The sequence below is a fragment of the Halobellus sp. genome (assembly GCF_042218505.1).
In the GTDB taxonomy this organism is placed as follows: Archaea; Halobacteriota; Halobacteria; order Halobacteriales; family Haloferacaceae; genus Haloquadratum.
On record NZ_JBDGQZ010000008.1, the window covers coordinates 44,494 to 68,019 of the forward strand.

At 65.9% G+C, this 23,526-nt stretch carries 24 protein-coding genes and 1 pseudogene; 5 read left to right on the forward strand and 20 right to left on the reverse strand.

The annotated features are described in order from the left end of the window. Positions 1–3 precede the first annotated feature (3 nt). Positions 4–627: a hypothetical protein gene (locus tag ABEI27_RS02260; protein WP_375797795.1), complete on the reverse strand. Its 624-nt coding sequence runs from the start codon at positions 625–627 to the stop codon at positions 4–6. Between the two features lie 211 nt (positions 628–838). Between ABEI27_RS02260 and ABEI27_RS02265 the strand changes: the two genes are divergently transcribed. Then, positions 839–1,354: a 2'-5' RNA ligase family protein gene (locus ABEI27_RS02265; RefSeq protein ID WP_375797796.1), complete on the forward strand. Its 516-nt coding sequence runs from the start codon at positions 839–841 to the stop codon at positions 1,352–1,354. A gap of 36 nt (positions 1,355–1,390) precedes the next feature. Here ABEI27_RS02265 and ABEI27_RS02270 read toward each other — a convergent pair whose 3' ends face one another. The 15 genes and pseudogenes from ABEI27_RS02270 to ABEI27_RS02340 form a co-directional block, all read right to left on the reverse strand. Continuing rightward, the gene (locus tag ABEI27_RS02270; protein ID WP_375797797.1) at positions 1,391–2,767 is read right to left on the reverse strand and encodes a cytochrome P450; all 1,377 of its coding nucleotides are present in this window, start codon (positions 2,765–2,767) and stop codon (positions 1,391–1,393) included. A gap of 65 nt (positions 2,768–2,832) precedes the next feature. Continuing rightward, positions 2,833–5,010 carry an ATP-dependent DNA helicase gene (locus tag ABEI27_RS02275; RefSeq protein ID WP_375797798.1) on the reverse strand — a complete coding sequence of 726 codons (2,178 nt, stop codon included), beginning with the start codon at positions 5,008–5,010 and terminating at the stop codon, positions 2,833–2,835. A gap of 49 nt (positions 5,011–5,059) precedes the next feature. Continuing rightward, on the reverse strand, positions 5,060–5,623 hold the full coding sequence (locus tag ABEI27_RS02280; RefSeq protein WP_375797932.1) for a phosphate-starvation-inducible PsiE family protein: 564 nt from the start codon (positions 5,621–5,623) through the stop codon (positions 5,060–5,062). Positions 5,624–5,650: 27 nt separating this feature from the next. Then, complete coding sequence (argF, locus tag ABEI27_RS02285) at positions 5,651–6,550, reverse strand: ornithine carbamoyltransferase (RefSeq protein ID WP_375797799.1); 900 nt, start codon at positions 6,548–6,550, stop codon at positions 5,651–5,653. Positions 6,551–6,557: 7 nt separating this feature from the next. After that, positions 6,558–7,643: a [LysW]-lysine hydrolase gene (locus ABEI27_RS02290; protein WP_375797933.1), complete on the reverse strand. Its 1,086-nt coding sequence runs from the start codon at positions 7,641–7,643 to the stop codon at positions 6,558–6,560. A 128-nt stretch (positions 7,644–7,771) separates the two neighbouring features. Then, positions 7,772–8,911 (reverse strand): aspartate aminotransferase family protein, encoded by a 1,140-nt coding sequence (locus ABEI27_RS02295; protein WP_375797800.1) that lies wholly within the window; start codon positions 8,909–8,911, stop codon positions 7,772–7,774. Then, complete coding sequence (locus ABEI27_RS02300; protein WP_375797801.1) at positions 8,908–9,894, reverse strand: acetylglutamate/acetylaminoadipate kinase; 987 nt, start codon at positions 9,892–9,894, stop codon at positions 8,908–8,910. The genes ABEI27_RS02295 and ABEI27_RS02300 overlap by 4 nt, the downstream gene beginning before the upstream one ends. A 39-nt stretch (positions 9,895–9,933) precedes the next feature. Next, positions 9,934–10,989, reverse strand: coding sequence for an N-acetyl-gamma-glutamyl-phosphate reductase (gene argC / locus ABEI27_RS02305; RefSeq protein WP_375797802.1), 1,056 nt, complete (start codon positions 10,987–10,989; stop codon positions 9,934–9,936). Then, the gene (lysX, locus tag ABEI27_RS02310) at positions 10,986–11,852 is read right to left on the reverse strand and encodes a lysine biosynthesis protein LysX (protein WP_375797803.1); all 867 of its coding nucleotides are present in this window, start codon (positions 11,850–11,852) and stop codon (positions 10,986–10,988) included. Before lysX ends, argC begins: the two co-directional genes overlap by 4 nt. Before the next feature lies 1 nt (position 11,853). After that, positions 11,854–12,033 (reverse strand): lysine biosynthesis protein LysW, encoded by a 180-nt coding sequence (gene lysW / locus ABEI27_RS02315; protein ID WP_375797804.1) that lies wholly within the window; start codon positions 12,031–12,033, stop codon positions 11,854–11,856. Between the two features lie 231 nt (positions 12,034–12,264). After that, entirely contained in the window at positions 12,265–13,782 is a 1,518-nt protein-coding gene (gene argH, locus ABEI27_RS02320; protein ID WP_375797805.1) for an argininosuccinate lyase, read from the reverse strand. A gap of 1 nt (position 13,783) precedes the next feature. Further along, positions 13,784–14,998, reverse strand: coding sequence for an argininosuccinate synthase (locus tag ABEI27_RS02325; protein WP_375797806.1), 1,215 nt, complete (start codon positions 14,996–14,998; stop codon positions 13,784–13,786). A gap of 305 nt (positions 14,999–15,303) precedes the next feature. Continuing rightward, complete coding sequence (locus tag ABEI27_RS02330; protein WP_375797807.1) at positions 15,304–16,038, reverse strand: DUF429 domain-containing protein; 735 nt, start codon at positions 16,036–16,038, stop codon at positions 15,304–15,306. Between the two features lie 88 nt (positions 16,039–16,126). Continuing rightward, positions 16,127–16,369, reverse strand: a complete 243-nt coding sequence (locus tag ABEI27_RS02335) for a hypothetical protein (RefSeq protein WP_375797808.1) — start codon at positions 16,367–16,369, stop codon at positions 16,127–16,129. After that, positions 16,366–17,043, reverse strand: a pseudogene (locus ABEI27_RS02340) (DUF5995 family protein). Before ABEI27_RS02340 ends, ABEI27_RS02335 begins: the two are co-directional and overlap by 4 nt. Before the next feature lie 101 nt (positions 17,044–17,144). Here ABEI27_RS02340 and ABEI27_RS02345 point away from each other — a divergent pair. After that, on the forward strand, positions 17,145–17,567 hold the full coding sequence (locus ABEI27_RS02345) for a hypothetical protein (RefSeq protein ID WP_375797809.1): 423 nt from the start codon (positions 17,145–17,147) through the stop codon (positions 17,565–17,567). Between the two features lie 41 nt (positions 17,568–17,608). Here ABEI27_RS02345 and ABEI27_RS02350 read toward each other — a convergent pair whose 3' ends face one another. Then, entirely contained in the window at positions 17,609–18,751 is a 1,143-nt protein-coding gene (locus tag ABEI27_RS02350) for a GMC oxidoreductase (RefSeq protein WP_375797810.1), read from the reverse strand. Here ABEI27_RS02350 and ABEI27_RS02355 point away from each other — a divergent pair. Beyond that, positions 18,704–19,081: a hypothetical protein gene (locus ABEI27_RS02355; protein ID WP_375797811.1), complete on the forward strand. Its 378-nt coding sequence runs from the start codon at positions 18,704–18,706 to the stop codon at positions 19,079–19,081. The two genes, ABEI27_RS02350 and ABEI27_RS02355, sit on opposite strands and share 48 nt — an antisense overlap. Before the next feature lie 134 nt (positions 19,082–19,215). On the opposite strand, the gene ABEI27_RS02360 is transcribed toward ABEI27_RS02355, so the two are convergent. From ABEI27_RS02360 to ABEI27_RS02370, 3 genes are read right to left on the reverse strand one after another with little or no spacing between them, the layout of a single operon-like run. Further along, the gene (locus ABEI27_RS02360) at positions 19,216–19,845 is read right to left on the reverse strand and encodes a dolichol kinase (protein ID WP_375797812.1); all 630 of its coding nucleotides are present in this window, start codon (positions 19,843–19,845) and stop codon (positions 19,216–19,218) included. Continuing rightward, complete coding sequence (gene glyS / locus ABEI27_RS02365; protein ID WP_375797813.1) at positions 19,846–21,642, reverse strand: glycine--tRNA ligase; 1,797 nt, start codon at positions 21,640–21,642, stop codon at positions 19,846–19,848. Then, positions 21,642–22,487 (reverse strand): CBS domain-containing protein, encoded by an 846-nt coding sequence (locus ABEI27_RS02370; protein ID WP_375797814.1) that lies wholly within the window; start codon positions 22,485–22,487, stop codon positions 21,642–21,644. The genes glyS and ABEI27_RS02370 overlap by 1 nt, the downstream gene beginning before the upstream one ends. A 345-nt stretch (positions 22,488–22,832) precedes the next feature. Here ABEI27_RS02370 and ABEI27_RS02375 point away from each other — a divergent pair, with 345 nt between their 5' ends. Together ABEI27_RS02375 and ABEI27_RS02380 are read left to right on the forward strand one after the other, a co-directional pair. Further along, the gene (locus tag ABEI27_RS02375) at positions 22,833–23,000 is read left to right on the forward strand and encodes a hypothetical protein (protein ID WP_375797815.1); all 168 of its coding nucleotides are present in this window, start codon (positions 22,833–22,835) and stop codon (positions 22,998–23,000) included. Between the two features lie 110 nt (positions 23,001–23,110). Further along, the gene (locus ABEI27_RS02380; protein WP_375797816.1) at positions 23,111–23,458 is read left to right on the forward strand and encodes a hypothetical protein; all 348 of its coding nucleotides are present in this window, start codon (positions 23,111–23,113) and stop codon (positions 23,456–23,458) included. Positions 23,459–23,526 lie beyond the last annotated feature (68 nt).

Genomic DNA, 23,526 nt, shown 5'->3' on the forward strand with positions numbered 1-23,526 from the left:
ATGTCACGACCCGGGGCAGTCGCGCTCGCTCACCGACTGTCGGTCAGCCCCCTGCTCGATCATTCGCGTCGCGCCCGACGCCAGATCGACGAGCAGCAGTCGGCCGCCGTACCCGTGCGTCTGATCGTGCCCGCGGACGACGACGCACGTCACCGACGACGGCACCTCGACGGTGTCCGATCGCGTGAACGGCTGGTCGGCGTGCGCGTGAAGCAACTCGCGCCTGCCGAGTCGCGTCCCGTCGAGGCGCTCGATCTGCCACCAGTTCGCGTAGCCGTCTTCGCCCTCGTCGTCGTGATACAGCGTAACGTCGAACGTGTAGCGTTCACCGTCGGCGTCGAACGCCACGCTGACGACGTTCGCCTCGCGGAGGTCGAGTTGCGGCCGGGGAGTCAGGCTGGCTTCGCTCGTGGCTGTTCCGATGTCGGCTGTCGTCGGATCGTCGTCGGCCGCCGTCAATGTGCTGCCGGTCGCTGACGGCTCGTCGGCCGCCGTCGCTGTCTGTTGGTCACCGGCCGCCGTCGAGCCCTCGGAGGTCCCGTTACAGCCCGCCACCAGCCCGATTGCGAACGTGCGCGACAGCCCCGAGAGCAGTCTCCGCCGGGTGGTCCAACGCCGGTTTCTCATACCTGAAGATCCCGGTCGCGACCAATAACTCTCGGGGAGCGGTGGCAGTCGTACGTCGCGACGGGAGTACTGATCAGAATGCGCAAGATGAGGGGGTTGAACCGGGCCTCCGACCGCTCCGCCCGCGCGGCCTCACCGCTTTCACACCCCCCGATGTCGTCCCGCGTCGGTTCCCGACGCCTTCTTGTCGGGCGAAGACCCACACGGGAGCGTGTTCAGCCTGAACGTCCCGGTTCCGGGGCGGGTCGATCGCCTCGCCGCCGACCTCCACCCCGAGCTCACGCGCTTCGAGCGGATCCGCGAGCGGCACACGCTCCTCGCCAAGCGCTTCGACACCGCGCTCGACGACGAGGCCGACTCGCTCCCGCGACTCCGTGAGCGACTGCGACCGCTGCTCCGGGGCGTGGATGAGATCGACCTCCGGATCTCGGGGCTCGACTGCTTCGAGATTCCGACTCGCGGCTCCGGCCCTGTGGTCTACCTCGACGTCGAGAGTGCGGATCTCCACACCCTTCACCGGCGGCTCTGCGAGGTATTCGGCACCGTCCCGGAGTTGGAGGGTGACGAGTACGTCCCGCACGTCACGCTCGCCCGTGGAGGCCGAATCGACGACGCGACTGATCTCATCGCGCGCCGCGAAATCGACCCGATCGAGTGGACCGCAGGCGAGTTGCAGATCTGGGACTCGCGTTACCGCGAGGCTGCCGCTCGCCTCCCGCTGAGGTGATCGAACGCACTCGACCCAAAGAACCGCCAGACCGTCTCAGTCCGCTCGCTCGCGGATCCGCATCCCGATCGGCTCGTCCGGGTGCATCGTCAGCGATCCGCGCAGCGGGGGGAGTTGATCCCGGACGGCCTCGAGTTCGTACGCCTGGGCGATCGTTCCGAGGATGAGTTTCGATTCGAGTAGCGCGAGGTGTTTGCCGATGCAGTGGCGCGGGCCGCCGCCAAAGGGGAAGTACGCAAACTGCGGACGCTCCGCGCGGCGCTTGGGGAGCCAGCGGTCGGGGTCGAACGCGTCGGGATCGTCGTACCAGCGGTCCGATCGGTGGACGACCCACTGCGGCATCATTATCGCCGTGCCCTTCGGAATCCGGTAGCCGGCCAGTCGAACGTCGACTTTTGGCTGTCGGAAGATGGCGTACACGGGCGGGTACAGCCGCATTCCCTCCTGCAACACCCGCTCGGTGTACTCGAACTCGCGGACGTCGGCCGGCGTCGGCGGGTCGTCGCCGCAGACAGCCGCTAGTTCGGCGTGAACGCGGCTCGCCGCCGACGGATGGGTCGAGAGTAAGTACCACGTGTACGAGAGCGCCAGGGCCGTCGTCTCGTGGCCGGCGAGCAGTATCGTCATCAGTTCGTCGCGGAGTTGGCCGTCGGTCTGCTCGCCGCGGTCACGCGCTCGGAGGAGAATCGAGACGAGGTCCGTCGGCTGGTCGCTCGGGCCGACTGCGTCGCTGGCGGAATCCACGCTCGGGTCGTGTTCCGTACCGGCCCGTTCGGCCAGAATCTCGTCGATCACGCCCTCTATCGTTCGGATCGACTCGCGGTAGTCACGGTTGTCCCGGGTCGGGGCCCAGTCGGGGACGAGCACCCGAACGGGGTCGGGTTCGAAGCGTCGCACGATCGGTTCGAGACTTTCCTGGATCCGCTCTATCCGGTCGTCGGTCAGCTCCGCGCCGAAGATCACCGAGACGATGATCCGGACGGTCACCTTCGTCATCTCCTCGTTGATGTCTCGGAGGTCGCCGGCCGCCCAGTCGTCGCACATCTCCCGGGCGTGGTGGGCGATCCGGTCGCCCAGCGCCTCGATCCGCTTGGGGTGGAACGCGGGCTGAGCGAGTTGGCGCTGTCGCTGCCACGTCTCGCCGTCGCCGATGAGCAGGCCGTCGCCGACGAGATCCCCCAGCGCACCTTCCTGGAAATCCGGTTTACCGAACTTGGCGTCCTGGCTCACGAGAACGCGTTCGATATCTTTCGGGTTCGTCAGGAGGTACGTTTCGAGCGGTCCGAGTTCGAAGCGTGCCACGTCTCCGTAGGCGTCGGCAACCTCGGTGAGGAAATCGAAGGGGCCTCGGGCGTACTGGCCGACGTTGCCGAGGAAGGGGACGCCCGACGGACCTGGAGGCTGTATGCGCATTATTTGGCAATTGGTTCGAAAGCCTATCAGCCGTTCGGCTGTCGAGTCCCACGGCCACCCCGCACTCACGGCTGTGGCGGTTCGCCGCCGTAGGCGTCGAGATCGGCGTAGAAGTTCAACATTGCGAACTTTAGTTTCTCCGGCGAGACGTCGACGAGTTCTGCGCTCTCCTCGCGGGGGAAACTCTCGCGGACGCCGTACTTGCCCATATCCGCGCTCGCCTGCGTGTAGCGCTTGTCGACCAGCAAGCGGACGCCGAAATCGTCCGGCGAGCGAATGACGCGTCCGAGGGCCTGTCGGGTCTTTCGGATGGTCGGAATCTCGACGGCGTAGCGCCAGCCTGCACCGTTTCTGTCCTCGTACGCGCGCTCGTAGGCGTCCTGGACCGCTTCCATTCGCTCGGAGAGGTGCGGATATGGAACGCCAACGACGGCGACCGTGCGGGCATCGTCGCCGTCGAAACTGACCCCCTCTGCGAGGGTACCCCACAGCGACGTGAACAGCGCGGCGTCGTCGCTGTCAACGAACCGCTGTCGGAGCGACTCGGTCTCCACGTCGGACCCATCGAGGAGGACCTCACCGTCGACGTCGGCGCGGCTCCGAAGCCGATCGTGGTAGCGCTCGGCCTCCGAGTACGAGGGGAAGAAGAACAGCGCGTTCCCCGGCGTAAATCGCGCCGCGTCCGTCAGGACGTCGGCCACGACCGACTGCGTCTCCGGATCGTTCCGTTCGGAACTGAACAGCGCCGGGGCCGCAACCGTGAGCGTCCGACGGCGCTCCTCGGGGTATTCGAGCCCATAGGCCATCGTCGCCGGGTCCGAGAGCCCCAGCACGTCCTCGGCGACGTCGAAGGGGCGGAGCGTCGCCGACATCAGGATGCTAGCGTGGACCTCCTCGAACAGTCCCTCGGTCACTTCGCGGGGGATGCAGGTGTACAGCTCCGCGCGCCCGTAGATCTCGTCGGTGCCGGCGTCGCGGCGAACCGAACACATCGGGTGTTGCCCCAGTTCGCCGCCGTCGGCCATCCACGTCGCGATAAACTCCGCGGCCTGGAGGGTCTGACACTCGGATCGGGTCGTCGCCTCGCCCTCACGATACGCGTCCTCGTAGGCCTGGTCGAGCGCGCGGCCCAACTGGAGCGCGAGATCGACCTCCGCGTCGATACCGCGACCCTCGTAGCGGTCTAAGAACGCGAGCGTGAGGTCGTCTCGTCGGTCGGCGTTCGCAATCGAGAGGTCGTACCACTCCTCACCCACCTGCTCTCGTTCGCCGAAGCCGAACGCGCCGTCGTACGTCTCCCGAAGCGCACCCAGGAACGCAGAAAGGACGTTCTCGGCCGGCCCTGCGCGTGAGTCGGCGGCGTCTTCCAACTCCCCGAGCGCCTCTTCGAGCGTGTTCTCGGTGAGCGTCCGACTGGCGTGATCGCGGGCGGCGGACTCGATGTTGTGCGCCTCGTCGAAGACGGTCACGACCTCCTCGGGGTCGCGGCCGAGCCACCGGAAGAACTGCTCGCGGATGTTCGGATCGAGCAGGTGGTGGTAGTTGCAGACGACCAGATCGACCGCCTCCATTCCCTCTTTGAGGAGTTCGTACCCGCAGAGTTGCCGCTGGTGAGCGTACTCGTAGATCTCTTCGGGCGTCCTGACGTCGCTGAAGAGCCACTCGAAGAACTCGTCGTTCGACCGTTCGAGGTTGTTGTAGTAGTGCTCACAGATGTTGCCCTCGCGGAGTTCCTCAAGTTCGTCTTCGATGTCGTCGAGTTCGTCAGTGACCGCGCTTCGAGCCTCGGCCGCGCCGTCTGCGCCCTCGCGGATCCGATCTAAGAGCGCCTCGGCCTGCTCGGTCAGTTCGGCCCGTTCCTCCTCTTTATCGACGAGCGTTCGGGTCGTATCGCGGAGCGTCTGACACTCCTGATACTCCACGTCGATGTGACACATCGAGGACTTGCCTTTGAACACCACGGCGCGGAGCGGTTCCTCGCGGGTGATCGCGCGGGCATCCTCGACGAACTGGCGCATCTGCTGGTGGACGTTCGTGGTGATGACGACTGTCTTGTCTGTCCGCCGCGCGTACTCCAGCGCGGGCACGAGCGCCGAGAGGGTCTTGCCAGTCCCCGGTGCGCCCTCCAAGAGCACGTCGCGCTCGTCGTCCAGCGCCGCAGCAATCTCCGCCATCGCCGAGCGCTGATTCGGATACGGCTCCTCGTAGGGGAAGAACCGTTCGTACTCGCCGGTCGTCGACACGGTTAATGCTCCGCCTTCCTCGGATTAAAAGGCTCGGACGAGAGCCGCGTTACTCGGTAATCGCCCGCTGCTCGATATAGAGGATCACGCTGAGGCTGACGAGTGTCAGCGTGTACGCCGTCGCGGCGAAGAGGGCATCTTGCGTCGACGCGTAGTCGGTCGTTCGGAAGATGATCAGTTTTCTGATGACGGCGATGATTCCCGTGTAGATGATCAGCCGAACGATCCGACGGGTATCGGTTCGTTGGGTGTACGCGATGACTGTCTGATACACCTCAACGATGATGAGCAGGAGCAACCCGGTGTCGATGATCTTGATGACGGCCCGTGGATTGGCGATTTCGCCGCTCTGAATCCGCTCGAGTATCTGTATGGCGAGGTCGATGACGCCGATCGCGAACAGAAGCGCGAAGATGGCAGCCGCTGCGATTTCGACGATATGGACGAAATCCTCGATGTGGCTCGCGGTGCGGTCGATCGTTACGTTGAATCGCCGTTCTGGACTCGCGGTGGTCTCCGAGTCCGTTTCGTCCTCGATTTCAGTGGTGATGGTTGACGTAATCGGCCCACGGGGATAAAAGCGATTGCCGTCCGGAGTGCGGGGCTCGGTGATCGATGGTCCGCGACGAGAACGGCGTGCTCAGGCGTCCAGCAGTTCGACGAGCAGTCCCTTCTGGGCGTGCAGGCGGTTCTCTGCTTGGTCCCATACGAGGGCCCGCTCGGACTCCAGCACCGCGTCGGTGATCTCTTCGCCCCGGTGGGCGGGCAGACAGTGCATCACCTGCGCGTCGGAGTCTGCGAGGAGTGCCTCGTTCACCTGATAACCCTCGAACGCCGCGAGTTTCTCCTCGCGCTGGTCCTCTTGCCCCATCGAGATCCACACGTCGGTGTAGACCACGTCGGCGTCGGCGACCGCCGCCTCGGGGTCGTCGACGACCGTCGGCGGATGGCCGATCTCTGCCGCCTGTTCGAGCACGGCGTCGTCCATCCCGTACCCCTCGGGCGTCGCGACTGTCAGGTCCAGGCCGACCATCGCCGCCCCGATGACGAACGACTGGCCGACGTTGTTGCCGTCGCCGACCCACGCGGCCTGAACGTCGTCGAAGCCGCCAAAGGCATCCCTGATCGTCAACAGATCCGCGAGCGTCTGACAGGGGTGGGCGTCGTCGGTGAGACCGTTGACGACGGGGACGTCGGCGTACTCGGCGATCTCCAGCAGATCCTCGTGGTCGAACAGCCGCGCCATCACGGCGTCGACGTAGCGCGAGAGGACCCGTGAGGTGTCCGAGAGCGGTTCACCGTGGCCGAGTTGGATGTCGTCGGGGCCGAGGAAGATGGCGTGGCCGCCCAACTGGGTCATTCCGGTCTCGAAAGAGATCCGGGTTCTGGTGCTGGGCTTCTCGAAGAGCATCCCGAGCGTCTGCTCAGACAGTCGGGCGTCGTCCTCGCCCGCCTCGATTGCCGCCGCACGGTCGAGGACCGCGTGCAGTTCGTCCGTCGAGAGGTCGTCGATGTCGAGGAAGTGGTCGGTTTCGAGCATCGGGAGGTCACTCCGTGTCCTGTTCCTGCAGGCGCTCGCAGACGGTCACGAGCACCTCGATCGAACTTTCGAACTCCGCGAGGTCGAGGTGTTCGTTCGGGGCGTGATCCAGGTCCGAATCGCCGGGGCCGTAGGTCGCCATCGGGCAGTCCCACCCGCCGGCGTAGATGTTCATATCGCTGGTGCCGGTCTTCCGCAGGAGGCGGGGTTTGCCGCCAGCCGACCGGATCGCGGCGCGGAACGCCCGGCCGACTTCGGTGCGGGGGCTGGTCATCACCGGCGGGATGGGTTTCTCCCAGTGGACGCCGCCGCGCGTGAGTTCGCCCTCGGCGACCTCCCGGATGTCGTCGATGGTGAACTTCGGCGGGACGCGGAACTGAACGTCGACTGTCGCCTCGACGGCGAGTCCGTCATCCGTCGGGCCGCCGTCGAAGTTGACTGGCTTGGTGGTGACGGTGTCGAAGACGCCGTCGGACTCATCGGTGTCGAAGAACTCCGCGACGCGCGACCACCAGTTCACGGCCGACTGGATGGCGTTGTCCGCCGGCCGCGAGGAGTGGCCGAGTTCGCTTGTCGAGACGTAGGTCCCCGAGAGAAAGCCCCGGTAACCGAGCGTGATGCCGTCCCACCCGGAGGGCTCGCCGTTGATCACCGCGTCGGGTTCCTCGCGGTCGTCGACGAGGTGCCACGCACCGGTCGAACTGGTCTCCTCCTGGACAACGCCGGCGAACGAGACACCGGCTCTGACGGCCGCGACGGCCATCGCCGCGAGCGGGCCGGTCGCGTCGACGCTGCCGCGACCCCACAGCACGTTGTTGTCGATCTCGACGGGCACATCGCCCGGGACGGTGTCGATGTGGGAGGTAAGCAGGACAGCGTCGTCAGCGGGAGCGCGGACGTTCCCGACCTCGTCGATCCACACCTTGCGGCCGTGTTTCTCGAAGAAGCTCTTCAGGCGCTCGGCCGCGGCGGCCTCCTCACCGGACGGCGAGGGGATCGAAACCAGATCGGCCAACAGCGTCTGCGCCTCGGTCAGCCCGTCGGTGAGTCCGTCTTGGACGTCGAAAACCTCGTGTTCGGTCGCGAAGGCCATCCCGCCGTCTCGAAGGAGTTTCGAGGCCCCGTCGGCGTCGAAATCGGCGTACATCGCTTCGGGATCCGCCGGAACGTCCGCGTTCTCGATCCGCGACTCGGCCGTCTTCTCGGGGTCGAGTTCGAGGGTCATCCGAGCACCTCCACGAACGAGTCGACGAACTGGTCGGCGTGGTCCTCGTCGATGATGAGCGGCGGCAGCAGGCGGACGACCGTTCGACCCGCCGGCAGCGCGAGCACCTGCTCGGAGAGCGCGAGGTTCTTCAGTACGCGGTTGGCCCCGCGTTTCACCTGCACACCGATCATCAGGCCCAGTCCCCGAATCTCCCGGACGGGTAGGTCGTGTTCCTCGGTGGCGACTTCGAGTTCGTGTTGCAGGTACTCGCCGACGTGTGCGGCGGTAGCCGGCACGTCTTCCTCGATGATAGTGTCGAGCGTGGCATTGGCGGCAGCGCAGACGACCGGGCCGCCCGAGTAAGTCGAGCCGTGATCGCCGGACTCCTCGGCGATCCAGTCTTTCACGAGCGTCGCGCCGAGCGGCAGGCCGTTAGCGATGCCCTTCGCGGAGGTGAGGATGTCGGGTTCGACACCGATGCCCTCACACGCCCAGAGGTCGCCGGTGCGCCCGACGCCCGTCTGGATCTCGTCGAAGACGAGCGCCGCACCGGCGTCCTCAGTCACTTCGCGGGCGTGTTCGAGATACGACGCCGACGCCGGGTGGATGCCGCCCTCGCCCTGAACCGGTTCCAAAAAGAGCGCAGCGGTCTCCTCGTCTACGGCCTCCGAGAGCGCCTCGGGATCGTCGTACGGGACGAACTCGATGCCGCCCGCCAGCGGCTCGAACGGCTCCTTGTACTTGTCTTTCCAGGTCATCGCGAGTGCACCGAGCGTCCGGCCGTGGAAGCCGCGCTTGGTCGCAACGATCTTTGAGCGGCCCGTCGCCGAGCGAGCGAACTTCATCGCGGCCTCGTTGGCCTCGGTGCCGGAGTTACAGAGCCAGACGTTCTCGATGTTGCCGGGCGCGAGCGCCGCCAGTTTCTGGTACAGTTCCGTCCGGGCGTCGACCGGATACGACGCCTGCACGTATGTCAGCGTCCCGATCTGATCCTGAACGGCCTCAGTCACGGCCGGGTGAGCGTGTCCGAGGGCGGCGACCGCGTACGACGCCCCGAAGTCGAGGAACTCGGTGCCGTCCTCGCCGTAGAGGTACGCACCCTTCCCCGACTCGATCGGGATCGGTTTCTCGGAGAAGACGAATCCGCCAGTCATCCTGTCGCCTCCACGTCCTCGGCGTTCGTCTGCGCGTCGCCGATCGCGCTCGCCTCGATGTGCGTCCCGCCGCCATCGAGTGCCGACAGGATCGGATCGTCGGCGTTCGCGTCAGCGACGATGACGGTCGTCGCGCCACCGTCGAGCGCCTCATTGGCTGCCATCACTTTCTTACTCATAAATCCTTCCGCAGCGTTCTTTAGCGCGTCGAATTCTTCCGGCGTCTCCACCGATCCGATCAGCGTCGACTCGTCGTCGGGGTCGGCGTAAACGCCGGCCACGTCCGTGAGGACGACCAGTTTGCCGCCGAGTGCGCCGGCGACGGCTGCGGCCGCCCGGTCGGCGTCGGCATTGACCGCGACGCCGTCGTCGGCCAACATCGGGACCGTGACGACCGGCGTGTACCCCTGTGTCAGGAGCAGGTCCAGCAGATCGCCGTCCACGCCGGTGATCTTCCCCGAGTGGTCGCCGCGTTTGATCTTCTTCTTCCCGTCCTCGATCACCCGCACGGCCGACTTCCGCGGGCCGGTCAACAGCCCGCCGTCCACGCCTGAGAGGCCGAGGGCGTCGACGCCGGCGTTCTGGAGAGTGACGGTGAGGTCGGTGTTGAGTTTCCCGGGCATCACCATCGAGAAGACTTCCATCGCGCGTTCGTCGGTGAAGCGGCCGACGACGCCGTCCGGTGTCTCCACGTACGTCGGCTCCTCGCCGAGCACTTCGAGCGTGTCGTCGACGGCGGTCGAACCGCCGTGGACGACGACGACCTCACGACCGGACTCGACGAGCGCTGCGACGTCTGCGACCGCACCGGCGGGATCCACCGCCCGTGCGCCACCGACCTTCACGACGACCGGCGGGCCTGACGCGTTGCTCTCGTCGCCTCGCGCACCTCCGTCGGTTCGGAGTCGCAGACCGCTCGCGCGGTCGCGGCTCTGCGTTTGGCGGGCGTCGCGTGCGTCGTGTGGGTGAGCGTCGTGCGTCATCGTCGAAAGTGGTGTGTGATCGAACCGCGTGTCGTCCGGTCAGGGCGCGCCGACGGGGTGGAGACCAGTGAACGACAGGCCGGCAGTCTCCTCGATCCCGAGCGCGACGTTCGCGGCGTGGACGGCCTGTCCGGCCGAGCCTTTCATCATATTGTCGATTGCCGAGAAGACGACCAGTCTTCTGTTTCCGGGGTCGATCTCGAAGCCGACCTCGCCGTAGTTGGTGCCGGCGACCGCCTTCGGTTCGGGATAGCGGTAGACACCGCCCCCGCCGGCGACGGTCCGCATAAACGGCTCGTCGGCGTACGCGTCGCGGTAGGCGCCCCAGAGGTCACCTTTCGAGACCGGCGCGTTCGGGAAGAGGTGACAGGTCGCACTCGCACCACGGGTCATCTCGACCGCGTGAACGGTGAACGAAACGGAGAGACCGAGGAACGCTTCGATTTCGGCCTCGTGGCGGTGGCCGGTCGGGGCGTACGGGCGGACGATGCCTGAGCGCTCCGGGTGACTAGAGGCGTCGCCGCCGCCGGCACCGCCCTCCGAAGAGCCGACCTTCACGTCGATGACGGCCTGTTCATCGCCATCGAGGATCCCGGCGTCGAACAGCGGTTTCAGGCCCAGGATCGTCGCTGTGGCGTTGCAGCCGCCGGAGGCGATCAGGTCTGCGCCGGGGAGGTTCGCTCTGTTTATTTCGGGCAGCGCGTACTCGGCCTCCGCCAAGTACTCGGGGCAGACGTGGCCGTCGTACCACTCGTCGTACTGTGCTTCGCTACTCAGCCGGAAGTCCGCCGAGAGGTCGACGACGGTGCCAGCGGCCTCGCGGAACCGGTCGATGTGCTCCATCGAGACGCCGTGAGGCGTCGCCGTAAAGAGCACGTCCACCGATTCGAGTTCCTCGGGCGAGGTGAACCGAAGGTCCATCTCCCGGAGGTTCGGGTGGACGTGCCCCACCGTCTTCCGCTCTTTCGAGCGACTCGTTGCCTGCACGACGTCGAACTCGGGGTGTTGATACAGGAGCCTGAGGAGTTCGCCGCCGGTGAAGCCCGACCCGCCGACGACGCCGGCAGTGAACTCGGGGTCGGTTTCGGCGCTCATATCGCTGCCTCCGTCTCCGTGTTCGCTTTCCTTTCGAGCCAGTCGACGACTGCGCTCGGTACGTCGACGTCGACGGCGTCGTTCAGGGCTTTGAACTCGACGGTGTGGTTGATCTCGTGGACCGTGTAGTCGTCTCCCGTCTCCATCAGGTCGATACCGAGGAGTCCGCCGCCGACCGCAGCGGACGCGGCTTCGACAAGTTCGAGCGCGCGGTCGTCGACCTCGAAGGCCGCGACCTCGCCGCCCTTCGCGGCGTTGGTCAGCCAGTGGTCCGACGAGCGCGTCATTGCGGCGATTGGCTCGCCGTCGACGGCCACGACGCGGATGTCGCGGCCGGGCTTCTCGACGAACTCTTGCACGTAGAACACTTTGTGCTGGTAGTGGCCGAGCGTCGCCTTGTGTTCGAGAATGGCCTCTGCGGCCGAGCGCGAGTCGACCTTCGCCATCAGCCGCCCCCACGAGCCCACGACGGGTTTGATCACGCAGGGGTAGCCGAACCGTTCGACCGTCTCTAGCGCGCTGTCCGTCGTGAAGGCCACCTCCGTGTTCGGCGTCGGGACGCCGGCCGCCTCCAGCGCGAGGCTGTTTTTCACCTTGTCCGCGCAGACGTCAGCCGTCTCCGCCGCGTTGACCACCGGGATGTCGTAGGATTCGAGGAACTGCGTGATGTAGAGGCTCCGACTCGTGGCCAGACACCGGTCGACGACGATGTCTAGTCCCTCGAAGACGTCGGGTGCCTGTGAAATGTTGAACTGCTCCGTCCGGACGTCGACTTTCGTCACCTCGTGGCCGCGCTCGCGGAGCTCCGAGAGGAGGAGCTTCTCGTCTCTCCGGATCCGGGAGTAGAGCAGCCCAACCTTCATTTCACTCGCCCCAGTCCTCTTCGAGCTCCGGGGCTTCCTCCAGTGTGATCGGATCGGTCGAGACGACTTCCAGTTCCGCGCCCGTGGCGGGGCTATCGACGATCTCGCCGACCTCGACGTCGGCGGGGATTTCGATCTCTTCTCCACTCAGCGGATCTTCTGCGGTGATGGTCTCTGCCATATCAGTCGGTGGGCAAGGAAGCGACTTAAACCCATCGAAGTTATCGGATAAATTACCCAAGCGGCATAACCACTAACGGCGTAAAACAGACGGTCAATCCGTACGTGTGAAATCTATGTCTGATTTCATATGGTATTGTCCCCGGGAGGGGACCGTCGCAGAACCGACCGCGACGGCGGGTCAGGCGGACCCCGGGGCACCTCGGAGTCGGGCCGCCGCGCGGGTCGCGGCTCAGACATACGTCTCCACCGCCGCCGCCAGCGTCGATGTGGCTTCGTCGAGCATCTCGCGGCGCGACGTGAGTGCCGTGCTGTCGGTGTCGATGCCGGCCCCGGCAGCGTCGAGTTGCGACGCGACCGCCTCGGGCGCGGGGCCACCGGGGGAGTCGCGACTCCGGACGCTCTCGGCGGGATCGAGCGCGGCCTCGACGTGCTCGCGGCTCACGTATTCGAACAGCGACGCGCCGAGTACATCTACTGCGACCTCGTCAAGTGTTGCGACGGTCGGCGTCTCGCCGCCGCTGCGTTCGGCCGCCTCCGCCAGCACTTCGTGGGCGGTGCGGAACGGCACGCCGGCCATTGCGAGCGCGTCCGCAACGCCTGTCGCCGTCGAGAAACCCGTCCCAGCCGCCGCCGCCAGCGTCTCCACGGGCCACTCAGCGGTTCCGACTGCGCCCGCTGCGACGGCCGCCGCTTCTGACACCGCGTCCACGGTCTCCCAGGCGTGCGGGGTCGCGCGCTGAAGATCGCGGTTGTACGCACGCGGCAGCCCTTTCAGCGTCGTCAGCAGTCCCGTCAGGCCGCCGACGGCGTCGCCGGCGACCGCGCGAACGAGTTCGAGCGTGTCCGGGTTCACTTTCTGGGGCATAATCGACGACGTCGAGGAGTACTCGTCTGCGAGGTCGACGTAGCCCCTGTTCGCAAAGAGCACCAGGTCTTCGGCGAGGCCCGACAGCGTGGTGGCGTGGGTTGCGAGCGCCGCTGTCGACTCCGCGAGGAAATCTCGCCCCGCAGAGGCGTCCATCGAGTTCTCGATCACGCCGTCGAAGCCGAGCAGGTCGGCCGTCCGCTGGCGGTCGACGTCGAAAGGCGTCCCCGCGAACGCCGCCGCACCGAGGGGTGAGCGATTCGCCCGGTCGTGGGCGTCCAGCAGGCGCGCCGTGTCGCGGGCGGCCGCCGACTCGTACGAGAGCAGGAAGTGCGCGACCGTCGTCGGCTGGGCCGGCTGGAGGTGCGTGTAGCCCGGCATCACCGTGTCGACGTGCTCGGCAGCGGTGTCGAGAAGCGCCTCCCGAAGCGCGATAATCGCCTCGATCGAGTCGAGGAGATCCTCGCGCAGGCGGTAGCGGATGCAGGCCGCCACCTCGTCGTTGCGGCTCCGAGCGGTGTGCATCTTGCCGCCGTCGGGCCCGACTCGCTCGACGACGGCCGTCTCGATCGCCTCGTGGACGTCTTCGCCGTCGGGGAGCGCGCCGTGGCCCGCCGACTCGACTGCGTCGAGGGCGGTCAGGATTTCGCCCGCGACGTCGTCGGCGACGATTCCTTGCTCGGCGAGCATCACGACGTGCGCACGGTCGACCGCGAGGTCCGCGGCGAAGATCCGTTCGTCGGCCGCGAGGCTGGACAGAAAACCGCGTGCTGGCCCGCCGCTGAAGCGGTCCCGGCGAACGACGCCCGGTCCGTCGCCGTCGGCCGCGCTCTCGCCGTCCTGCGACCCCGAACCGTCGCTGTGATCCTCGCCGTCGGTCATCTCACTCCCCGTCGCCTTCGTCGTCGCTCTCGGCGGCTTCGGCCGCGGCGTTGGCGAGCCGCGACTGGAAGCCGTGGTACTTCGCGACGCCCGTCGCGTCCTGCTGGGTGATGTCACCGACGCCGGAGGTGTTGAACGAGGCGGCGTCTTCGGAGTAGACCGCGTACTCCGATTCGCGGCCGACAGCGCGGGCCTGGCCGCCCTCGAATTTCACCGTAACGGATCCGGTGACGCGGGTTTGCGTCTCCGCGATGAAGCCGTCCAGGGCGTCGATGAGTGGGTGCTCGACGAGACCCTGATAGCCCTTCTGGGCCCACTCGTCGTCGATCGCACGCTTGAATTCGCGCTCGTCTTGCGTGAGCACGAGTTGCTCCAGCGCCTCGTGAGCGGTGAGTAGCGTCGTCGCCGCCGGATGCTCGTAGTTCTCACGAACTTTCAGCCCGAGCATCCGGTCTTCCATCATATCCGTCCGGCCGACGCCGTGATTTCCTGCCTGCTCGTTCAGCGTCTCGATGAGTTCGGCCGGCGAGAGGGCTTCACCGTTCAGCGCGATCGGATATCCGTTCTCGAACCCGATCTCCACCAGTTCGGTCTCGGTCGCGTTCGCGGGATCCCGGGTCCACTCGTAGATGTCCTCCGGCGGGACGTAGTTGGGATCTTCCAACTGGCCGCCCTCGACGGAGCGACTCCAGAGGTTGGTGTCGATCGACCAGACGCCCGAATTCCCCGACTGCACGGGAAGATCGTGTTCCTCGGCGTACTGCTGTTCCCACTCGCGGGTGAGTTCCAGTTCGCGAACGGGCGCGATCACGTCGAGGTCGGAGGCGCGCCAGACGACCTCGAAGCGGAGTTGGTCGTTCCCTTTGCCGGTACACCCGTGCGCGAGGGCGTCACAGCCCTCTTTCTCGGCGACGTCGAGGATTGCGTTGGCGATGACCGGACGCGCCAGCGCCGTCCCGAGCGGGTAGCCCTGATACGTCGCGTTCGCGCGCACCGAGTCGAAACAGAGGTCCGCGAACTGGTCTTTCGCGTCGACCACGTGCAGATCCAGCCCGTGGGCGTCTGCCGTCTCCTGTGCCTCCTCGAACTCCGACTGTGGCTGCCCGACGTCGACCGTGACGCCGACCACTTCGTCGTATCCGTACTCCTCCTGCAACAGGGACACGCACACCGTCGTGTCGAGCCCGCCGGAGAACGCGAGTGCCACGCTTGTCATATCTCCGAGTCAGGCGCTCTTCCGTATAAATTACACGGTTTTAGTTGAAGAAACAAAACCGCAGCAATGTCTATACGGACGCTTGTCGCTTGTCGGTACCTTCGATGTGACGTGGAGGTGGGATACTGGTGGGCCTAACAGGCCCGTCGTCGTCGGCGTCGCGCGGCGGCGGCGACCGGCGCGAGGCGGTCCGAGACGGCTAAGGAAGCGACTCTCGGAAAAAAGCGGACGTGCCTCCGAGAGCAGTAGGTCATCACATCAGGGAACTCAGGCGTCGCACTAAACGCTTTCGGGATGCGAGCGGGTCAGACCTCGAAGCCGGGATAGTAGATCCGCGGTTCCGTCGCCCCCGGATCGGCGGGGACCGTTGCTAGCGGTGATTCGCGCGCCGCGACGGCGAGCACCATCGAATCAAGCACGTCGTCCCGGCCGACCTCGGTCCGGGGATACCGCTCCAGCGCGTCCTCGTATGCGGCGTCACAGCCGGGGAGCACCGCTGACAGCAGCGATCGGCGGAGGCGACGGCCGCGCTCGCCGGACTTCGAGTACGCGATGGGCTGGCCGTTCAGCGAGGCGAAACAGAGTTCGGGGTGGGCCTCCCTGATCCTCCCGTCGTAGCGGTCGCTCGCTTCGGTGCCGCCCCCGGTATCGACTGTCTGCTTGACGACGCCTGCAACGTCCCGGATCGAGTCGCTGATGTGAAACGCCTGCCGCGAGAGGCCGTGGCCGACGTGTTCCCGGTGAGCGTCGCTGGCGGCGTCGTAGTCGTCGCAGTCCATCGCCGCCTCGCTGGGCGGGTAGAACACCGAGATGCCGCGGCACCCGAGCAGGTCGCTGGCGTGCTCGTCACACCGTCGCCGGCCGTCGGTCGGCAGCCCGATCGGGATGTCGACGAGGATGCGCGCCGCGTCAGCGTACGTCCCGGCCAGTTCGTCGAACCGTTCGTACGCCTCGACGCGTACGTCGTCGCCGTCGCGGACCGTCGTAATCCAGCCTGCGGAACAGGCGTCTGCGCCGACGACGAGAGAATCATCAGTCATCGCTGTCGGTACTGACGCCAGTGGCCTAAAACGCTCGGCCGATCGGGGCTCGCATCCGGGCGCACCCCCCCCCCGCGTTCCCGGGAACTCACTGCGTCGTATCGAGGTGTTTCTGGACGCCGTCGTGGACCGCCGTGAGGTCCACCGCTTCGGTTTCGACGGTTCTGAGCGCGTCTACGAGGGTCGGATCCAACTTCGGGCCTCGAATGAAGAACGCACCGCCGGTGGCGGTCGCTCGCAGAAGCCATCGGGTCGCGGCGAGAATCGGTGGGGCGTCGAGATCAGTTCTGACGACGGCGATGCGCCACGCCTGCTCGCGCCCCTCCGTCATCGAGAGCAGGGAGAGCCGCTCGTCGAGTCGACCGAACGCGGTGTCGATTCCTCGATGCCTGACGCGTAGAGTTCGGCGAGAGCCCGCTGTTGGGCGTCCACAAGACGGGTCAGGATATCGTCGATCCGCTGGTGGTCGGCGTACTTCTGCGATCGGTTCGGATCGATGCCGACGTCGTCGATCGTGAGGCCGAGGTCGTAATTGATGTGCGCGTTCACGCCGAGAAAGGCGTCCTGTACGACGAGGGCGTCGCCGCGGATCGCCGTCCCGAACGCGATACGCCAGGGGTCGGGAACCAGATCGAGGTTCCCACGCTCGAAGGCTAAGAACGCCCGTCGCTAGTAGTCCGCGAACGCGAGGAGGTACTCCTGGATCCAGGCCGGATCGGCGAAGGTTCCCCGTTAGATTCCGGCGTGGACCGCCTGCGTCATCCGCACGTAGACCGTCAAGAACACGGCGCGTCGGTCTTCCCGGTCTCGCAGTCTGGCTCCGAGTTGCGACAGCCGCTCGGAAACGTCTGCGGTCGACTCGAAAGGCCGCTCCACGAGGGCAACGAGACGCGGGTCGGGATCGGCGGGCGGTGCGAACGACTCGAGGTCGCCCTGGAACGCGTGCCGTACCGCGTCAAGGGTGGCGGCGTTGGTCAATCGACCGGCTGCGGCGTATCCCGCCATCTGTCTGGGAGTAGGTGCTGGTACTCCGGGCGGTGGTAAAAATGCCGCCACCGTTCCTTATTATTAGTTGACATTACCACGGATGCCATAGTCGTCGTCGTATGAACATCCGCCGCTGGACGCCGCTCACGTTCGTCACACCCGCCCGCTGCGTCGACCGCGACGACTGGTGGGAATCGTTCGACATCGAGGAGTGGTCCGATTCGGAGTACGTCTGGACGCAGGACGAGTGGAACGGCTTCCGGGATTTCGCCGCGCGTCCGCGCGAGTGTGTCGAGGCGGGCCGCGGCGACTGTGAGGATTACGCGCTCGTCAGTCTCTCGTGGGCGGCCGCCAACGACCGCACCGGACTGGGAATCGGGTTCTGCTGGGACCCGCCGTATCCCTGGCCGCGGCACGTGATCGCGTTCGACGAGGAACGCGTTTACTCCTCCGGCGAAATTTCTGAGGAGAGCGTCGCGGAGTGGCAAGCGAACTCGACGTACGCGTACGTGCTCGAACGCCGCGTGCGAATCCGTTCGTGAGAGGTCCCAGCGAACCGACGGCCGCATCGACGGACGGGGCGTCAGAAGTGCCGTTCGACGATTCGCTCGCCCGTGCGGGCCGCCACCGCCTGTCCCGTGTTGGTTGGGTTCGCACCGCCGACGCCGTTCGCCAGCGCAGAATGGTCGGCAACGAAAAGTCGGTCGACGTCGTACGCTTCGCAGGCCTCGTCGACGACCTTTCCCATCCGCACCGTGCCCTGGACGTGGAGGGCGGTCGGTGTGGAGTCGGACCGCTGGACGTGGACGGCACCAGCCTCGCGGAGGATGTCTGCGGCGATCCGCGCGAGTTCGTCACGACGCTTTCTGTCGCCCTCGCTCGGTTCGTAGTTGACGAGCGGGATCGGTCCGTGTTCGTCCGATATCGCCGACTCGACGGTGACGCCGTTTCGCTGGTGCGGCCGGTCGTCGGTCACGGCGAGGATCTGCACCATTCGGCGGTAGTCCGAGAGCAACCGTTTGAGTTCGGTGCCGGCCAGTCGCCCCATCGTATCCCAGGGTTCGTCGGCGGCGTCGTTCTGGAAGGCGAACCCCGACGCGCTCGCCCCGAACCCCAGGATCGCCCCGATTCCGGGCGCAGTGCCGACTGTCTGGAGCATCCCCACGCCGGGGTAGTCGAACCGAGCGGCGATGTCATAGCCTCCGTGTTGGTCAACCGTCTCGGAGCCGAGTCGTGCGCGCAGTTCGTCGGCCTCCCAGAGGCCCATCACGTTGTCTCCGAAGTGGATCGTCAGTCCGCGGCCGACCCACTCGTTGGCCGGCAGGTCTGCGTTCAGCCAGAGCCGCGGCGTCTCGATCGCCCCGGCCGCCAGAACCACCGCTTCAGCGTCGACACGCTCCGTCGCGCCCGACCACGTGTCACGGAACTCGATCCCGGTCGCGGTCGGATCGTCGCCCAGCGGCGTCTCGGTGCGGATATCTGTGACGAACGCGTTGGGACGGATCGTCACGTTGCCGGTCCGGAGTGCGGGCGGGACGAAACTGACGTTGCTGGCCCGCTTTGCCTTCTCCTCGTACGGGGCCCCGCGGGGGTGCGGGTTGCCGGCGATTTCGCCGAGCGCGAGGGTGTCGCCCTCAACGCCGGGGTAAATAAAATCACCATCGTATCCCGCGTCGACGTGGAGTGTCTCGTCGTCAATCGATCGGTCCCGGAGATCGAAGCGCAACTCGGGGCGTACAGTGTCGCGCCGAACTGGGAGTTCCCCTACCACGAGCGGGGCGAAGACCTGAATCTCGCTCGCGTGATCTACGAAGACAAGACAGTCAACGGAAAGAACTACCACTGGTGGCAGACGCACGTCCGGGGCTGGCGCAACGACGACGGTCAGATCGAATTTCACGCCCACTGGGAACTCGGACCGACCGAAAATGGGAACGCCCACATCGACGGCGTCGGCTTCGCGTTCGACCGCGGAATGTCCCTCCTCGGATCGCATCTCGACGACGCTGGGATCGATTACGAGCGAACGACAGTCGAGACGGGGAGCAATCACTGACGACGCCGCGGCGGACTCGGCCTCACTGATCGCGGCGGCCCGGGCATCCCGTGGGATCCGCTGTCCTATATCGCACCCACGGCGGTAGCCCGGTTCATCAGCGTGACCAATCGAATCCGGGGGCGGAATCGCCGCTATCCGAACACCGGCGCGGCGCGAGTCGCCGCGAGGACGGCAGCGGCGCCGACCGACGATACTGGCGGGATCGAGAGGTTGTCGTCGACGACGTAGCCCGCGAGCACGGGCTTGAAGCCGTCCGCCACGGTCGCGCCTAGCGCAGCCGCCACCGCGGCAACGCCGCCGGCGACGACGCCCGCAGCGGGGACGAGAAACGGCAGCGACACGAGCAGGCAGACCGCGAACATCGCTCCGAGCGTCCGCAGCCGTTTCGACTCACCGGCTTCGCGGGTCGTCCCGAGCAGTCCCGAGATCGGATCGCCGATTGTCAGCATCAGGGCCGCCGGCGCGGCGACGTGTGGCGCGAAGACGAGGACGACGGCTGTTGTGCTGAACATATACAGCGCGTAGCCGGCGACGTTCGTCTCCTCGTACGGGCGGGTGAGTCGGTCGTAGATCTCCCAGTCGAGTCCGACGAACAGCCGCACGAACTCCAGCAGGGCGGCGACGCCGGAGACGAAGAGCATCACCACTCCGAACTGCGCCCACGTTACGAAGCCCAGAACGAAGAGCAGCGGAAGCCCGGTCCCGCTCGCGTGGACGAGTCGCCGCTGTAGTTCGCGCTTCGAAACGTGGGCGAGGACCATCTACGCGTCCGTGGGGGACTCGACAAGTTCGTACCGATCGGCGAGGTCGTCGAACGGCTGATCGCCGCGTTCGACCGCACGCAGTTCCGCAACGAGGTCGTCGACGGGCACGCGGACCTGCCGCGCGGTGTCGCGTTCACGGATGGTCACGGTGTCGGGGCCGTCACTCTCGAGTCCGTCGCGATCGACAGTGACACACAGCGGCGTCCCGACTTCGTCCTGCCGTCTGTATCTGCGCCCGATGCTCCCCGAGTCGTCGTAGACGACGCTGAAGCCCGACTCGCGGAGATCAGCGACGATGTCCTCGGCGCGGTCGACGAGGTCCTCGACGTTCGAGACCAGCGGGAAGACGCCGACGTCGGTCGGCGCGACGTCGGGTGACAGCGAGAGGTACGTCCGCGTCTCGTCGCCGACCTCGTCCTCTTCGTAGGCGTGCGCCAGGAGCGTGTACACGGTCCGATCGACGCCAAACGAGGGCTCGATGACGTGCGGCGTGATGTGCTCTCCAGATACGGTCTGCGTTTCGACCCGGAAGTTCGCCACGTCGATGTCGACCCCGTGAGTCTCGCCGTCGACCTCGACCGTCACCGTCTCGTCTTCGAACGCGTCGGGGTCGCGCTCAGCGAGGGCTTCGAGTGCCGATTTTACCTCGCCCGCCGCCTCGCCGAACTCCGGGCCAAGAACGCTCATATCCGGCTCGACGACAGCCGTTTCTACCGTCTTCGGCTCGTCGAACTGCCGGAAGATGGTGAACTCGTCGTCGCTGTACTCGCTGTGTTTCGAGAGGTCGTAGTCGCCCCGGTAGGCGAAGCCGGCGATCTCGATCCAGTCGCCGTCGACCTCGCTCTCGGCGTCCCAGCAGTCGGCGGCGTAGTGAGCGCGCTCGCCGGCGAGGTGTTGTCGGAAGCGGAAACGGTCCATATCGACGCCGATCCGCCCGTACCACTCCTGGGCGATGCCGAGGAAGTATCCGATCCACGCGTCGCCGACGATTCCCTCCTCGACGGCCGCGCCGATCGTCGTCTCGACGTAGTCGCCGTCGTCGGCCTCCTGTTCGGCCGCAGGGTACAGCGTCACTGTGACGTCTGCAACCGATTCGAGGGCCGGTTCGTCGCGTTCAGGATCGACGAACTGCTCTAACTCCGCCTGGGTGAACTCTCGGGTGCGGACGATGCTCTTGCGCGGCGAGATCTCGTTGCGGTAGGCCCGCCCGATCTGCGTCGCGCCGAACGGGAGGCTGTTACGGGCGTACTCTTTGATCCGCGGGAACTCCACGAAGATACCCTGTGCGGTTTCCGGCCGGAGATACCCCGGCGTCGACGATCCTGGCCCGATGTTCGTCTCGAACATCAGATTGAAACTGTCGACGGACTCGCCCGCGAGGTGGGCTCCGCACGTCGGACACTGCAGGTCGTGGTCGGCGATTAGGGATTCGACCTTGGGGATGGGCAGAGTCTCTGCCTCCTCGATGTCCGTCGCGTCCTCGATCAGGTGATCGGCGCGGTGGGACTCGCCGCACTCGGGACACTCGACGAGCATATCGTCGAAGCCGTCGAGGTGACCAGAGGCCTCGAAGACCGGTTCGGGCATAATCGTCGGCGCCTCGACCTCGAAGTTCCCCTCCTGGACGGTGAAGCGGTCGCGCCAGGCGTCCTCGACGTTCGATTTCAGCGACGCGCCCTGCGGCCCGAACGTGTAGAAGCCGGCGGCCCCGCCGTACGCACCGCTCGCACCGAAAAAGTAGCCGCGGCGCTTAGCGAGTTCGGCGAGGCGCTCGCCCTCCGTCTCCGCACTCATTACAGCGCCCCCAGCAGATCGCTATCGCGGACGACGCCGATAAGTTGGTCTCCGGAGACGAGCGGAATCTGTTCGATGTCCTCAGTGATCAGCGCCTGCGCGACTTCGATAACGGGCTTGCTCTCCGGCACGGTCACGAGATCCTCGGACATAAACATCGAGACCGGTTCGGCCGGAATCTCGACGTTCCGGGTCGGGATGTAGCGCTTGCCGACGGCTTTGATCCCCTCCCACATCCACTCGTCGTCCTGTCCGGCCACGGAGTCACCGGTGTCGTCTTCGCCCTCGACGACGCGGGCGACCTCGATAATGTCCACCTCGGTCAGGATGCCGTTCATTGACCCGGAGTCGTCGAGGCAGATGGCGTAGGGGGCGTTCGCGTAGTAGAGTTCGCGCTCGGCCACCGGCAGCGGCGTCTCCTCGTAGGTCGTGTTCACGTCGCGGGTCGCAATCTCGCCGGCGGTGGCGTCGAGTTCGACCTCGCTGCGGGCGATTGCGTGGATGACGTCGGTGACGGTGATGATGCCTTCGAGCACGCCGTCGACGACGGGGACCCGACGCGTTCCGGCCTCGATCATCAGTCGCGCCGCGTCGACGACGCTCTCGTCGGCTGTGACGGTCGGAACCTCACGCATCAGCACCGCGAGTTGGTCCTCGTCGGGACGCTCGATCAGCTCCTCACGGGAGACGAGCCCGCGGTACTCCTCGCTGTCGTCGGTCTGCTTGACCACGGGAACCGAAGAGAAGCCGCGCTCCTGAAGGTATTCCAACACGTCGTCGCGGGTCCCCGGAAGTTCTACGACCACCACGTCTTCGCGGGGGGTCATCGCGTCGGCAACGTTCATACGCCGCTTTACTGCGCCACACCTCTTGTACTCTTTGAAGCCCCGTTTGTCGTTCGCGCCCCGTTCGTGACGGGGTCGTCCGGTTGCCATCGCGCAACTGGACGGGACCGTCGCCTATGTCGTCGATCGCTGCTTGTGGTGAGCCAAAGTTTGAAACGAGAAAGCATAACACACTCAGAGGATGAATAGATGCGGTTCAAACCGGGGTAAAGAACTTCATACGTCGAATATTTAGCCATATATAGTCCTGCTTTCGTCGTTTCTCTCGGTGAAATACACATATTCGTGTGGTATTATTGGCGTGGATCCGACGGTTTTATATATGATTGACACGTAGTAGCATATATGACGCCGAATGCGACGGCAGCGTCCGACGCGTCGCGCGCCGAGGTGATGGCCTCGGTAGACTCCACTTCCGGCAAGTCGGAGTTCATTATCGCCGACATTACTTGTGACGACGCGTGGCTTTCGATGCGAGTATCCGACGCACCGTCGCTCGACGAGTGGATTTAGGCGGGCGTCGTCGCCGTATCCACTTCGAGATCCGGTTTTTTACGACGAGTACCGATGTGACCCCGATGAGCGTCCGAAACGCTGATCTTCGTCGATGCTGACGTCAGCGTGTGGACCGAAACCTCGCCTTTGCGCTGCTCGCTGGCGCGGTCGTCGGCCTGGGCTTCTACGAGTTTCTCGTCACCGACTGGTTCGTCGCACTCGGGACCGCGGCAGTCTACACCGGCACGGCGTATCTATACCTCGCGTTCGACGGCTCCCTCCTTGGAGCGCAGTTCCAGTTCGAAGACCGGACCGATCGAGTCGGTCACGCGGTCGGCGTGTTCGGCGTGAGCGTGAGTCCGCTCGCCTTCGCGCAGCACTACGGCGGCGACGGGGCGACAGTTGTCTTCGTCACGTGGTTCACGGGCGTGATCGCGTTCTTTCTGCTCGCATCGGCGGCGAGTGGGCGTCGGTGATCAGCGTTCGTCGAGGCACGGTTTGGCGTGGCGGGTCCGCCGGCGGCGAGCGAGGACACCGTAGGTTT